Source organism: Gordonia sp. N1V, from assembly GCF_029269935.1.
GTDB classification, from domain to species: Bacteria; Actinomycetota; Actinomycetes; order Mycobacteriales; family Mycobacteriaceae; genus Gordonia; species Gordonia polyisoprenivorans.
In genome coordinates, this window is sequence record NZ_JARJDD010000002.1 from 36,753 (window position 1) to 49,817 (window position 13,065).

General features: G+C 67.4%; 13 protein-coding genes and 1 tRNA gene. 6 read left to right on the top strand and 8 right to left on the bottom strand.

Annotated features, from left to right (window positions below):
* The first annotated feature begins 346 nt into the window (after positions 1 to 346).
* The 3 genes from P3L18_RS02575 (at position 347) to P3L18_RS02585 (ending at position 3,894) form a co-directional block, all read left to right on the top strand.
* The gene (locus P3L18_RS02575; RefSeq protein ID WP_276113157.1) at positions 347 to 1,423 is read left to right on the top strand and encodes a helix-turn-helix domain-containing protein; all 1,077 of its coding nucleotides are present in this window, start codon (positions 347 to 349) and stop codon (positions 1,421 to 1,423) included.
* The gene (locus tag P3L18_RS02580; protein ID WP_276113158.1) at positions 1,420 to 2,442 is read left to right on the top strand and encodes a helix-turn-helix domain-containing protein; all 1,023 of its coding nucleotides are present in this window, start codon (positions 1,420 to 1,422) and stop codon (positions 2,440 to 2,442) included. The genes P3L18_RS02575 and P3L18_RS02580 overlap by 4 nt, the downstream gene beginning before the upstream one ends.
* Positions 2,443 to 2,544: 102 nt before the next feature.
* On the top strand, positions 2,545 to 3,894 hold the full coding sequence (locus P3L18_RS02585) for a dipeptidase (RefSeq protein WP_079931989.1): 1,350 nt from the start codon (positions 2,545 to 2,547) through the stop codon (positions 3,892 to 3,894).
* A gap of 5 nt (positions 3,895 to 3,899) precedes the next feature.
* Here P3L18_RS02585 and P3L18_RS02590 read toward each other — a convergent pair whose 3' ends face one another.
* The 3 genes from P3L18_RS02590 to P3L18_RS02600 form a co-directional block, all read right to left on the bottom strand.
* Positions 3,900 to 4,955, bottom strand: a complete 1,056-nt coding sequence (locus tag P3L18_RS02590) for an acyl-CoA dehydrogenase family protein (protein ID WP_276113159.1) — start codon at positions 4,953 to 4,955, stop codon at positions 3,900 to 3,902.
* 72 nt (positions 4,956 to 5,027) lie between these two features.
* Positions 5,028 to 5,696, bottom strand: a complete 669-nt coding sequence (locus tag P3L18_RS02595) for a lipocalin family protein (protein WP_276113160.1) — start codon at positions 5,694 to 5,696, stop codon at positions 5,028 to 5,030.
* 108 nt (positions 5,697 to 5,804) lie between these two features.
* Entirely contained in the window at positions 5,805 to 6,248 is a 444-nt protein-coding gene (locus P3L18_RS02600) for a hypothetical protein (protein WP_276113161.1), read from the bottom strand.
* Positions 6,249 to 6,428: 180 nt separating this feature from the next.
* Between P3L18_RS02600 and P3L18_RS02605 the strand changes: the two genes are divergently transcribed.
* A tRNA-Pro gene (locus P3L18_RS02605) sits at positions 6,429 to 6,502 on the top strand.
* 96 nt (positions 6,503 to 6,598) lie between these two features.
* On the opposite strand, the gene P3L18_RS02610 is transcribed toward P3L18_RS02605, so the two are convergent.
* Positions 6,599 to 6,811 (bottom strand): hypothetical protein, encoded by a 213-nt coding sequence (locus tag P3L18_RS02610; RefSeq protein ID WP_276113419.1) that lies wholly within the window; start codon positions 6,809 to 6,811, stop codon positions 6,599 to 6,601.
* A 34-nt stretch (positions 6,812 to 6,845) separates the two neighbouring features.
* Between P3L18_RS02610 and P3L18_RS02615 the strand changes: the two genes are divergently transcribed.
* Entirely contained in the window at positions 6,846 to 7,634 is a 789-nt protein-coding gene (locus P3L18_RS02615) for a crotonase/enoyl-CoA hydratase family protein (RefSeq protein WP_079931995.1), read from the top strand.
* A 15-nt stretch (positions 7,635 to 7,649) separates the two neighbouring features.
* On the opposite strand, the gene P3L18_RS02620 is transcribed toward P3L18_RS02615, so the two are convergent.
* From P3L18_RS02620 to P3L18_RS02635, 4 genes are all read right to left on the bottom strand, one after another.
* Positions 7,650 to 8,054, bottom strand: a complete 405-nt coding sequence (locus tag P3L18_RS02620; RefSeq protein ID WP_006373136.1) for a hypothetical protein — start codon at positions 8,052 to 8,054, stop codon at positions 7,650 to 7,652.
* A 92-nt stretch (positions 8,055 to 8,146) separates the two neighbouring features.
* A complete protein-coding gene (locus tag P3L18_RS02625) occupies positions 8,147 to 8,842 on the bottom strand; it encodes a haloacid dehalogenase type II (RefSeq protein WP_079931993.1) in 696 nt (231 codons plus the stop codon).
* Positions 8,843 to 8,855: 13 nt separating this feature from the next.
* A complete protein-coding gene (locus P3L18_RS02630; RefSeq protein WP_276113162.1) occupies positions 8,856 to 9,854 on the bottom strand; it encodes a metallophosphoesterase in 999 nt (332 codons plus the stop codon).
* Between the two features lie 71 nt (positions 9,855 to 9,925).
* Positions 9,926 to 12,376, bottom strand: a complete 2,451-nt coding sequence (locus P3L18_RS02635) for a transglycosylase domain-containing protein (protein WP_276113163.1) — start codon at positions 12,374 to 12,376, stop codon at positions 9,926 to 9,928.
* A gap of 311 nt (positions 12,377 to 12,687) precedes the next feature.
* On the opposite strand from P3L18_RS02635, the gene P3L18_RS02640 reads away from it, so the two are divergent.
* Positions 12,688 to 12,996 carry a WhiB family transcriptional regulator gene (locus tag P3L18_RS02640; RefSeq protein ID WP_006373141.1) on the top strand — a complete coding sequence of 103 codons (309 nt, stop codon included), beginning with the start codon at positions 12,688 to 12,690 and terminating at the stop codon, positions 12,994 to 12,996.
* Positions 12,997 to 13,065: the final 69 nt, after the last annotated feature.

Genomic DNA, 13,065 nt, shown 5'->3' on the forward strand with positions numbered 1-13,065 from the left:
GTGCCATGTTGTGGCACTTTCGCTGCGCCGTCGGTCCGATGTCGTGGTCGGTTGACAAGGTGCCGCGCACCGTCATCCGTTCGGGGGAGCCTGCCGGATTCCGCGCTTCTCACCTGCGCTTTCGGCGCTTCGCGCCTGTGCTGCGCCCCGGTCCGAGACGGGCCGTGAGGGGTATGTGAGAGTTCCCTTTCCACGGTTCCACGCTGGTGGAGAAAGCTCGTGGTGGTGCGGTTGGATATCGCCATGACGCTCCGTGTGCCGAGGCTGGTCAAGAGTCACGGCAAGGACCGCCCGCGCACCACTGGGCTGCGCTGTGGGATGCAGCGACGGGAGAGAGGCGGGAACGGTGACGACGCGCGAAGGGTCGGCTGAGCCCGAGTCCGAGGGGCTGGCACCGGCCGCGGTGCAGTCGTGGCTGGCGCGGATCGGCGCCGACGACCTCCTCGGTGCCAACCCGACGCGCTACATCCGGCGCAGCGGCGCCGAGGGAATCGCCAACTACATCCCGGCACTGCAGATCACCACCGACGATCCGGGCGGGTTCGACGAGATCGCCTTCTGGCGACCCCTGCCCGGGATGTTGGTCTACGCGCTGATCCGGACCCCGTCCACCATGACGCGCACCCCGGAGATCATCGCCGAGTACCCATCGCCCTATGTCGTGGTCGGCACACAGTCGATGCCCGGTGGGGGCACCTTCACCCAGGCCGGCAGCAGCCACCCCTATCGGGCGCCCGCGCACATCGTGATCTTCGACAACAACGAGCCGTACCAGCAGACCTCCGAGGAGGTCGCCGATCTCGCAGGTGTCTGGATTCCCGTCGAATCACTGGGCAGCGACTTCGTCGGCGTCCCGATCGCTCCCGTGGTCACCGGGACGCCGTTGGCCTGTGCGGCTGCGGCGTTCATTCGCAACTTCGCGGTCGACGTCGCCGCACGCGGTGCCGATGTGGACCCCGACACGGAACTGGCCGTGATCGACCTCGTCCGGGCGATACTCGCCCGCAGGCAGGCCGATCAGTCCGACCGCGTCTGCACCGACCCGGTGTACGTGCGCGAGGCCACGCGGGCATTGATCGATCATCATTTCCGAGATCCGGAGTTCAGCGCGGAGACGATCGCGAAGACCCTGCACATGAGTCGGCGACATCTGTATCGCTACTTCGGCGACACCGATGACTCGCCGGCCACGATGATCGCGACGCGCCGCCTGGAACGCGTGCGCGAACTGCTGGCCTACCGCGAGGGTGCGGGCCTGGATTCGATCGCCGCCGCATCTGGCTTCACATCAGCGGCGACCTTGCGCAATCGATTCCGTGCGGCATTCGCCGTCACTCCGAACGAATACCGTCGCTCGCTCGCCGACAGCCGACGTGCGAGCACTGATGGTGCGGGACGTGGTGACCCGGGGGAGGGTTCGTGACGGGCGCCCTCCCCGGACTCGATCCGCGGCTGGTGGCGCGTTGGCGACGCGAGGTCGGACTTGCGGGTGACGACGCGGGCGATGCGGTACGTCTGCGTGGGCGGGCGGGCGCGTCGACACTCGGGTGCGCGCGAGTCGTCGGCGACGCGAGGACCTTCGATCTCGTTCTCGCGGCGCGGCCCTTGCGTCACCTGCATGCGTACTGTGCGCTCGTCGCGCCGGGTGTGTTCGAACAGGATGGACGACACCGAGATCACCGACGCACGGTCGACTCCCAACCCGGTGTTGCCGTTCTGGTCACCCGTTTCTCCGGGTCGATCACCATCCGTCGCGGCGAGGAACAGACCACGTACGGTCCCGGACAACTCGTCGTGTACCCCTTTGTGGAGCCGGCGGTGATCCCCGTCGAGAGTCTGGGCGAGGAGTTCGGGCGGCGAACCGTCCGCGTCCAGACCCTGCTGAGCCGGGCCACCGCGCAGTTCGTGCGCGAACTGGCCCTCTCGTCGCTGACACAGGCGCCGTCGTTCGATCCCGACGTCGAACTGGCGGCGATCGATCTCGTGCGCGCCGTTCTCGACAACCAGCGCACAGATCTGTTTCGGGTCCGCGACAATTCGCTGGTGATGCGGGCGGCGGTCGACGACCTCATCGCACGCCGCCACACCGACCCCACCTTCGGTGTCGCCGACATCGCCCGGGAACTCAACATCAGCCGGCGTCATCTGTACCGGCATTTCACCTACTCGTCGAAGTCGTTGTCGGACTTGATCTCCGAGAAGAGAATCGCCCGTGCGCAGGGTCTGTTGGTGGCGCCGCAACGACACACGTTCGCCGAAATCGCCGCAGCCAGCGGATTCGGCTCGGCCGCCACCCTGCGCAGCAGATTCCGGACCGAACTCGGTCTGACCCCGGCAGAGTATCGACGGCAGATGACCGTCGTCGCCGACTCGAAGCCGCCGACGAGGAGGCCGGGACGGCCGATCCTCGATCCCGCCGAGGACTCCGCAGCCCAAGGCTGATCGCCGCGCCACCCGCCCGCACGACGGGATAACTTGGGGACACGACCTCGCCGCGCGGGCATGCGTGTGGCGTCGAGGCGGCCGACGACGAGAGGACCCGACGTGACCGACGATGCGATCGCAGACCGCGTGCACGATCTGATGGGAAGGGCGCGCACGGATCTCGCGGAGATGGTGGCCTTCGAATCGGTCTACGACCCCGCCGCGCCCGCGCCCGCCGACTGCGCACGGATGGTCGACTGGCTGCAGGAGACCTTCACCGAGGCCGGCGTATCCGACGTCGAGGCGCACGTCACCGCCGACGGATCGCAGGCGGTGACCGGACACATCCCCGGACCGGCCGACGCACCGACGGTGCTGCTGTACTTCCACCACGATGTGCAGCCGCCCCTCGACGCCGATGCGTGGGACTCACCGGCGTGGACGCTGACCGAACGCAACGGCCGCTGGTACGGCCGCGGCGCGGCCGACTGCAAGGGCAATATCGCCGTGCACCTGACCGCGCTGCGGGCCATCGGCGACGACCTCGGCGTCAACGTCAAAATCATCGGTGAGGGGTCCGAGGAGCAGGGCTCCGGCGGCATCGAGGATTTCGTTCCCAAGAACCCCGACCTGTTGCGCGCCGACGCGATCCTCATCCTCGATTCCGGCAACATCGAAGTGGGCCGCCCCACTCTGACGACCAGTCTGCGTGGAATCGCCAACGTCGTCGTCAGCGTCGAAACTCTCTCCTCAGCAATGCATTCCGGGATGTTCGGAGGTGCGGCGCCGGATGCGCTCGCCGCCCTGATAGCCATGCTGGCCACGCTGCGTGACGATGCGGGCAACACCACCGTCACCGGGCTCGACTCCGATCAGGTGTGGACGGGCATCGATTACCGAGCGAGCCAGTTCCGGAAGGACGCAACGGTTCTCGACGGGGTCGGGGTGCTCGGTTCGGGATCGATCGCGGAGATGGTGTGGGCCCGCCCGGCGGCGACCGTGCTGGGTATCGACTGCCCACCGGTGGTCGGCTCGTCGGCGTCGGTCGTCCCGCGGGCCCGTGCGCGCATCAACCTGCGTGTGCCACCCGGCATGGATCCGGCGGCCGCCCAGGATGCGCTGATCGCCCACCTGCACGCCGTCGCGCCGTGGCATGTGCGGGTGTCGGTGGAGCGTGAGGCGATCGGAGCGCCGTTCTCGGGTTCGACCGATGGGCCTGCTTTCGAGGCGATTTCGCGGTCGTTGAGCACCGCCTACGGAGCCGAGGTCGTGCAGCAGGGGCAGGGGGGATCGATCCCGCTGTGTACCGTGCTGCAGAACACCTTTCCCGACGCCGAGATCATGCTGTTCGGGGTCGAGGAACCGCGCTGCCTGATCCATGCGCCCAACGAGAGCGTCGACCCGTCCGAGATCGAGCACATGGCGCTGGCCGAGGCATTGTTCCTGCGGGACTACGGCTCTGCGCGGTGAGCTGATCAGCCCCCGCTGAACCGCTGCACCAGAAGATCTTTCACCTGCGGGCGACTGGCTGCGACGAGGGTGAACATGGATTCGCGGGCCAGGCGTTGTGCGTCGTTGCCGGACAGCAGGGCGCGGCCACCGTCGGCGGAGACCAGCGCGGCGGCGGCGTCGACGGCGAGACGGGCGGCGTCGGCGCGCGCGTCGATCATCGGCCCGGGGTCACCGGCGCCGAGCGCGTTGTCGAGGCGCGCGCGGACCTCGCCGGCCCGTTCCCGAAGCGTCCGAGCGGCTTTCACCTCGCTGCCGCGTTCGAGCAGGGCGGTGGCACGACGCAGGATGCCGAACGGAAGGGTGCCGTTGATGCGTAAGCCGGTGATCTGGGTGGCGAAGAATCGCTCGAGGCTGACGCGAGAGACGATGTCGGCGTCGTCGACCCGCAATCCCTCCACTCTCAGGAACACCGTCCGCGTTGCGTTGCACACCGACAGGTGGGTCGGGGTCACCGCGATCCCCGGAACCGGTTGGGTGACATCGACGATCGCCGCGATCACGTCGTCGGTCTGCACATCCCGGGCCGAGATCTGCAGGATGTGCACGATGCCCCAGCCGCTGACGAACGGTGCGTACCCGTCGAGAATCCAGCCGCCCTCGGTGCGTGTGGCCGTCATCCGCGGCGGGGTCGGGACGACACCCGCGTAGGCCACACCCGCCCGGACCCGGCCGGCGACGGTCGCATCGAGATACCGGTCCTGCAGCATGTCGTTGTCGGTGCCCGCCAACGAGATCACCACCCCGTGGTGCTGCAAGCAGGTGAACGCGGTGGGCAGGCATCCACTCGCGAGCACCTCCCCGATCTCCAGAACGGTGGTGAGTTCGAGTGGCGGATCGCCGGTGACCAGTCCATAGAGCCCGGCGTCGGCGAGCTCGCGCCAGTGGGAGTCGGGAACAATGCTGCTGTGGTCGACGTCGCCGGCCGCGGGGTAGAGGACCTCGTCGGCGATGCGGTAGGTGTCGGCGAGGAGTTGTTCGACGCGCCCGGATCGGGCCGGGTCACCGGTGGTCGCGGTCACCCGTCCACAGTAACGCCGTCGCACCGGCTGCAGAGCGATGCAGCCGGTGCGAGAACGAACGGAATCAGTCGATCAGACGGTGCACAGCGGCGAGTAGTCCGAGCGTCCGCCGGTCGTCGGTGAGATCAGGAAGGTGCACGAATTGAATCCCGCGGCCTCGGTGCGGCGCTTGAGCATCCGCAGCTGATCGGTGGTGAGCACCTTCTCGCGGCTCAACACGAATCCGGACAGCCGCGTCGGATCACCGACGATCGCGAACTGGTACGGCTCGGTGCTGTTCGCGCCCGGCCCGGTGGCATCGCGGCCCTGTCCGTCGCCGACCCAGGTCACGATGTAGTTGGGGTTGTTGCCCGGGTTGATGGTGTTGGGTACGCCCGGAAAGGTCACCACCAGTTGTGCTTTGGTGACCGGATCGATGACGGTCGCCTTGCCCTTGATGCCGTCGGGCTGACCGGTGAACGAGGTGCACTTGTTATCGACGCCGATGGTCGTCGCGTTGATCTGGGTGTAGGTGGCGTTGGTGTCCTTCGCGCAGCGCACACCGAAGAACGACGGGATGGTCGCCTGCTGCCACCACGTGCCGAGATATCGCGTGACGTCGAGCTTGGCGACCGGCTTGAGGGGCGCGGCGTCGGCGGTCGCGGGGGTGGCGACCAACGCCACCACGGCCCCGAGGACGGCCAGGAGCGGCACGAGGAGGCGGACGGTTCTGCGAGTGTGTGGCATGCGCGGGAGCGGCATGGTCGGGAATCCCTTCGGTCGTCGGTACCGGACGAGCGGTGATTCGCCGCCGACCCCGGTCCCGGATGGGTGGGGAACTGCCCGCCCTGCGTCCGACCCCGCGTCGGCTCAGCGTCCGGCTGTGCGACCGTGCGTCACCTGGCGCGGGTTCCACGAGCAGACCGCCCAGATCAGGATGACGTCGAGGGCGATGATGAGGATCGACCATGCGGGGTAGTGCGGCAGCCACAGGAACTGGGTGATGATCGACAGCGCGGCGATGATGATCGCCGCGACCCGCGCCCAGTCGGCGCCGATGGCCAGCCCACCCGCGATGATGACCGCCAACACGCCGATGACGATGTGAATCCAGCCCCAGGCCGTCAGATTCAACTCGAAGACGTAGTCCTGGCCGAGGACGAGAAGCGTGTCTTTGTTGAGTGCCGAGATCCCGACGAAGACCGAGATCACCCCGGCGACGAACAGCAGAGCCGCCGCGACGATCGTGAGTCCGAAGGCGAAACCCTGTTTGACGGCCGACTCGGCGGCCTCGTCGTCGAACCTCTGGCTCATCACAGCCATCCCTTCCGTCGTTTTTGCGCGATTCGTGAATCAGCGTAATCGGATTCCCGGCGCCTGTTCGTCGCTTTCGCCCAGTGGGTGCCCACGGGTGGCCGCAGCCCCCGTTTTGGTGGTCTACCAGGCGATTTAGTACCCGGGCATCATCGGGGGTAAGCTATCGCAGGTTGCACACGGGGTGTGGCGCAGCTTGGTAGCGCGCTTCGTTCGGGACGAAGAGGTCGTGGGTTCGAATCCCGCCACCCCGACGCAAGGTTGAGATTGCAGAAGAGGCCCTGGCCAGGAGAAATCCTGGTCAGGGCCTCCTCGTTTTGCTGACGTGCCGTGATGCCGCGCCCATCACCTCACCCGTTGCCGGCACCCTCGGAATCGTCGAAGAACGCCCAGTCGCCGTCGTGCTCGACCTCCATGCGCCAGCCGAGCTCGGTGTTGTCGGCTTTCTGGTCGATGAACCAGGCGTGCGCGTCGTCGGCGTTGTCGATGTCGCGGGTGGCGACGACGGAACCCTTGGGATTGATCACTCGATAGTTGGCCGTGGGCCTCGGGTACCCGCTCACGGGCGGATCGAATCATCTCAGCGGTCGTGGGGGCATGATCGGAGTGGTGAGCACTCAGACGATCCTCGAACGTTCCGACGGGCCGGTGCGGATTCTCGGCCTCAACAGACCCGAGCGGCGCAACGCCGTCGACGGGCCGACCGCGCAGGCGCTCGCCGACGCGTTCCGTCGTTTCGACGCCGACGAGGGCGCGTCGGTGGCCGTGCTCTACGGGGAGGGCGGAACCTTCTGCGCGGGAGCCGATCTCAAGGCCATCGCGGACGGCAGCACCCGTAATCGGGTGGAGGCCGACGGAGACGGGCCGATGGGACCGACGCGACTGCGACTGGGCAAGCCGGTGATCGCCGCCATCTCCGGACACGCGGTCGCGGGCGGATTGGAACTGGCGATCTGGGCCGATCTACGGGTCGCCGACGACGACGCGGTGCTCGGCGTGTTCTGCCGACGCTGGGGAGTACCGCTCATCGACGGCGGCACCGTCCGGTTGCCGCATCTCATCGGGTCGAGTCGGGCGATGGACCTCATTCTCACCGGCCGCGCGGTGCCGGCGCGTGAAGCTTTCGACATGGGGCTGGTCAATCGGCTCGTGCCGTCCGGGACGTCCCTGGAGCGGGCGGTGGAACTGGCGCATGAACTCGCCGCGTTCCCGCAGACCTGCCTTCGCCACGACCGGCTCTCGGCGCTCGAGCAGGAAGGCATGGCCGAACCCGACGGCATCCACAACGAATACCTGCACGGCCTGCAGTCGATCCAGGCCGATACCGTCACCGGGGCAACACGATTCGCGCAGGGCGCGGGACGACATGGGACGTTCGGGGATTGACGCCGTGCTATGGCCTCAGTCGGTCTGCCAGGTACAGACCGCCCAGATCACGACGAGGTCGACGGCGATGATGAGGATCGACCACCACGGGAAGTAGGGAATCCAGAGGAAATTGGCGATGATCGACAGCGACGCGATGATCACCGCGCTCACGCGGGCCCAGGTCGCGCCGACGAACATGCCGAAGGCGATGAGGATTGCGATGATGCCGAGGATGATGTGGATCCAGCCCCACGTGGTCAGGTTGAGCTGGTAGACGTACTGCGGGCCGACGACGAACAACTCGTCCTTGACGACGGCCGAAATGCCCTCGGCGAGACCGATGATGCCGACGACGAGCAGGAGTGCGGCGGCGCCGATCGTGGCTCCGCCGGCGAACCCCTGGCGGACCGGGTGATGGTGAGAATCGGGTGACGTCATCACGAGCCTTTCGGGAGTGACTGCGTCGTGATCGTCACATGCGAACGGCGCCGGTCACATCACCCGAAAAGGATGAAACGCGCGTGCACCCCTCAGCACCCCAGCTGATCGGCCAGGTCGTCGAGGTCTCGGGCGTGAAGGTCATTGTCCGGCGAGCCCGAATCGTCTTTGAGCGCAGGGTCACCCCACTCGAGGGGACGCTTGATGAAGGCCGACCGTAACCCGTGGGAGCGGGCGGCGTCGAGATCGGATTGGTGGGTCGCGACCATCATCACCTCGTGGGGCCGCGCTTCCATCAGTCCGGCCAGCCCGAGATAGGTCTGCGGCGCCGGCTTGTAGTGATGCCACAGATCCGAGCCGCCGATGAAATCCCAGCCGAAGCCGTTGCGTTTGGCCATCTCGGTGAGCAATGCGACGCTCCCATTACTCAACGCGCACACCGTGAATCGACGTCGCAGACGAGCCAGGCCGCGCGCCGAGTCCGGCCACCCGGGGATCTCGCGCCAGGCGTGCACGAGGTGGGCGGCACGGTCGGCGCCGATCGCGACGCCGAACTGTGCGGCGACCTCGGCCAGGGTGTCGGCCTGCAGGTCGTCGAGTCCGCGCCAGCCGGTCTCACCGGCCTCGACGCGAGCGATGGCGGGAGAGTAGCGGGCTCGCCACTGCCGCGCGAACTCGACCGCGTCGACCCCGGGCACGGAACGCGCCACTGCGGCGCTGATACCGCCGAGCCAGTCGGTGACCGTCCCGAAGGTGTCGAATGCCAGGACGCGAGGAGGCGTCGACATTGCCGGCATCGCGTCAGCGCGCGTCGGTGGCCAACTGCGGCAGCGAGTGGTCCTCGTCGAATTCGGCGTCGCCGTGAGAGACCGGGGTGAGGGTGAGCAGACTCGCCTCGGGCCGGCAGCAGAACCGTGCCGGCACATACGGCGAGGTACCCAGACCTGCGCTGACGTGCAGCTTCATCGTCGACCCCCAGGCCGAGGCGCCCTTGACCCGGGAGCGATCGAGGTGGCAGTTGGTGACGAGCGCACCGACGAGCGGCAGACACAGCTGGCCGCCGTGGGTGTGCCCGGCGAGCACGAGGTCGTATCCGTCGTCGGCGAAGCGGTCGAGGACCCGTGGTTCGGGTGAATGCGTCAGACCCAGACGCAACTGGGCGAGCGGATTGGGCCGTCCGGCGATGGTGTCGTAGCGGTCGCGTTCGATGTGCGGGTCGTCGACACCTGCCGCGACCACCCGCACCCCGCTGACCTCGAGTTCGCGCACCGAGTGCGTGGCGTCGAGCCAGCCACGCTCGACGAACGCGGCCCGCAGATCCTGCCACGGCAGGGGATCGCCGTGCGTGCGCTTGTGTTCGGTCTTGAAGTATTTCAACGGATTCTTCGGTGTCGGACCGAAGTAGTCGTTCGACCCGAACACGAAAAGGCCGGGGCGCGAAAGCAATCCGCCGAGGGACTGGATCACCGCGGGCACCGCCTGCGGATGCGCCAGGTTGTCGCCGGTGTTGATCACCAGGTCCGGTTCGAGCGCTTCGAGTTCGGACACCCAGGCCTGCTTGAGTCGCTGGTTGGGCATCATGTGCAGGTCGCTGATGTGCAGGACCCGCAACGGGGTGGCGCCGGGTTCGAGCACCGCCATCGTGGTGTGACGCAAGGTGAATGCGTTGCGCTCGATCAGCGTCGAGTAAAGCAGTCCGGCAGCGGCCGCCCCCGCACCGACGGCAAGCGTCCGTGCTGCCGTCGACGTGGGGAGAAGGCCGTCCACGCGCCAGGACCGGGTCGAATCGAGGATGGACATTTCCTCAGGATACGCGCCGCCCGAGGGCACGCGTCAGGGTCGTGACGGACAACCCGTCCGGCGACTCGACCTCAGCCGGGCAGATCGATCACCACCGGCCCGACGCCGGGTACCTGCACCGTCGTCTGGGTCGGGCCGTTGCTGCCGCCCGCGGACTGACGTCCGTTGCTCACGTAGATCGTGATCGTGCTCCCCGGCAACGCCGAGTCCGACGGTGCGGTGAACACCACCGTGCCCTGCGGGCGCGGGGAGTCGATCTCGAGCTGGGTGACCTTGAAGCCGGCAGCCTGCAGCCGGGCGGTCGCGTCGCTGGCGGTCAGACCGGTGACGTCGGGGACCCGTCCGCGACTGTTGCCGGACACGTACTGCGGATCCTGCGGTGGCAGGCTCGTCGGCCCGAACTTGTTCGCGACCGGCAGGACCGCCGAATACCAGGTGCGTGCCGGCTCGTATCCGCCGTAGAGGTTGCCGTCGTAGCAGGACCGCAGCGGGCTGGTGCAGATGCCCTCCGGGTTGGGACCGTCGCTGTAGACGTAGACCGACCCGGCGATGTTGTTGGTGAAGCCGAGGAACGCCGCCGAGCGGTGCGCCTCGGTGGTACCGGTCTTCGCCGACACCGGCAGGTTCCAGCCGGTCGAGCCGGCGGCCGCCGCCGAGGTGCCCCCGCCTCGGTCGTCGAAGCTCATCGCATTGGCCAGGGTGTTGGCCAGACCCTGCTCGACGACGCGGTCACATCCCGGTGCGTTGAACGGCACCGTGGTCAATACCGGTGCGCCGTCGGGGCCGGGCACCGCGTTGCTGTTCTCGTCGCGCTTGATGGTGCTGATCGAGCCGATCGGGTTGGGCGGGCACCACACCCCGCCCGAGGACAGGGTGGCCGCCACATTCGACAGCTCGAGTCCGTTGACCGGGAAGGGGCCGAGGGTGAACGAACCGAAATTGCCGTCCTTGACGTACTGGGCGATCGACTTGTCGCCGTCACCGGAGGTGCCCGGCGTGTTGTAGGAGCGCAGCCCCAGGCGCACGGCCATGTCGACGGTTGGCTTCACCCCGGTCTGCTGCAGCAGCTTGACGAAGGCGGTGTTCGGTGACTGGGCCAGCGCCTGGGAGACCGACATCGACGCCGGATAGCGGCCGTCGTTCTTGACGCAGTAGCTGTCGGCAGGACATCCGTTGGAGCCGCCGCTGCTTCCCATGCCCTGCACGGCCAGTGTCGACGGGACCGGGATGTTGGAGCCGGTGCCGAGACCCTGCTCCATCGCCGCGGCCGTCGTGAAGACCTTGAAGACCGAGCCCGCACCGTCACCGACCAGCGAGAACGGCTGCGGCTGCACGGTTTGGTCGGCATTCTGATTGAGCCCGTAGTCGCGGCTCGACGCCATCGCCAGCACGGGGTGCGACGTGGTGCCCGGCCGGATCGCGCTCATCACGCTCGCGACGCCGTCGGCGTGCGGATCGGCCTGCGTCTGCACCGCACGCTCGACCGAACGCTGCACGTCGGGGTCGAGGGTGGTCTTGATGATGTATCCGCTGCGCATCACCGAGTCGCGGGAGATGCCGTTGGCGGCGAGGAACTGCAGCGCGTAGTCGCAGAAGAATCCGTTGTTGCCGGCGCCGATGCACCCCTGGGTGGGGATGTTGGGATTGGGGACCACCCCGAGCGGCTTGGCCTTGGCCGCGGTCAGCTCGTCGCGGCGGTTGGGGAAGTTCTGGATCATCGTGTCGAGCACGGTGTTGCGTCGTGCCAGCGCAGCCTGCGGATTGGTGTACGGGTTGAGCGCGCTGCTCGACTGCACCATGCCCGCGAGCAATGCGGCCTGCTCGACGGTGAGGTCCTTGGCGTGCTTGTTGAAATACACCTGCGACGCGGCCTCGATGCCGTAGGCGTTGTTGCCGAACGGCACCACGTTGAGATAGCGCGTGACGATCTGCTTCTTGGCCTCCTGCTTGGCCGCGGCGTCGGAGAGGCCCTTGCGTTTGGCCTGCTCGGTGAGCGACTGCTCCATCGTCAGCGCCATCCGGACCTCACGCAGCTTGCGTGCCGGGGTGGTCTCGGTGGCCGCCTCCCGATCGGCCTCGGTCCGCGCGAGCACGAGGAGTTGATAGTTCTTGATGTACTGCTGATCCAGCGTCGACGCGCCCTGCTGGACCTCACCCGAGGACGAGTTCTTCAGCGCGGCGCGGATGGTGCCCTTCCAGTCGACGCCGTCGTGTTCGAGGAAGCGTCGGTCCTCGATGGAGATGATCGCGGCGACCATGTCGGGCGAGATGTCGTTGTAGCCGACCTCGTAGCGGTATTGGTCGAACAGCAGCGCGATCGGGTTGCCTGCTGCGTCGGTCATCGTCGAGACCTGGGGCAGGGTGCCGTTGAGCAATTCCGACGAGACGTTCTCGACAGCCGAAGCGGCTCTGTTGGACACCAGTCCCACCCCGCTGGCGACCGGATACAGGAGTCCGGCGACGAGCACGCCGGCCAGCACGCACGCGGCAGCGAGCGGCCCAAGCTTCTTCGAGATCGGCACCCCGACAGAATACGTGTGATTTCCTCAACACCCCCGCAGCCCGCGTCGCCGCGCATGGCACCGGCGGGGTCGGTGGCGATGACCAGGTGTTTCGCCGAGAGTCTGCACGGTTGTGCCAGTTTTTCGGCCTCAGGGGTTGCGGTCGCATGCACAGATCCCTAGATTGAGGGCAGAATGTGACTCACTTAACAGCCGATGCGGCAGAGTGTTAGAGATATCAAACTCGATCAATTGTCTAGGTGAGCAAGCGGGTTGCAGTCGCAGTGCGGTGACGTGGTCATCGCAGACAACGACAGACAGGGGCGATAACGATGGCAACAGCGGCAGTATCGGCAGACGAGGCGCGGTTGACCTGGGTGTCGCAGGCGCGGTGCCGCGGAGAGAACCCGGATGACCTGTTCGTGCGGGGCGCAGCGCAGCGCAAGGCCGCCACGATCTGCCGGCACTGCCCGGTGCAGTTGCAGTGCGGCGCCGACGCTCTCGACAACCGCGTCGAATTCGGGGTGTGGGGCGGCATGACCGAACGCCAGCGTCGGGCGCTGTTGCGTCAGCATCCCGAGGTCACCTCGTGGTCGGCGTTTTTCGAGGCGCAGCGTCGCCGCCAGCGCGTCGCGGGCTGACCCGGACCCACAAACTCACATCACCGGCGGGAGTGTCCCGCCGGTGATGTCGTGTCCGGGGGTGTGGTC

What these genes read in the sequence shown, in the direction of transcription:
- P3L18_RS02595 (WP_276113160.1), bottom strand. Translation starts at nt 5,696, where the DNA reads ATGCCGCTCCCGCGCATGCCACACACTCGCAGAACCGTCCGCCTCCTC.
- P3L18_RS02600 (WP_276113161.1), bottom strand. Translation starts at nt 6,248, where the DNA reads ATGAGCCAGAGGTTCGACGACGAGGCCGCCGAGTCGGCCGTCAAACAG.
- P3L18_RS02615 (WP_079931995.1), top strand. Translation starts at nt 6,846, where the DNA reads ATGATCGGAGTGGTGAGCACTCAGACGATCCTCGAACGTTCCGACGGG.
- P3L18_RS02620 (WP_006373136.1), bottom strand. Translation starts at nt 8,054, where the DNA reads ATGACGTCACCCGATTCTCACCATCACCCGGTCCGCCAGGGGTTCGCC.
- P3L18_RS02625 (WP_079931993.1), bottom strand. Translation starts at nt 8,842, where the DNA reads ATGTCGACGCCTCCTCGCGTCCTGGCATTCGACACCTTCGGGACGGTC.
- P3L18_RS02630 (WP_276113162.1), bottom strand. Translation starts at nt 9,854, where the DNA reads ATGTCCATCCTCGATTCGACCCGGTCCTGGCGCGTGGACGGCCTTCTC.
- P3L18_RS02640 (WP_006373141.1), top strand. Translation starts at nt 12,688, where the DNA reads ATGGCAACAGCGGCAGTATCGGCAGACGAGGCGCGGTTGACCTGGGTG.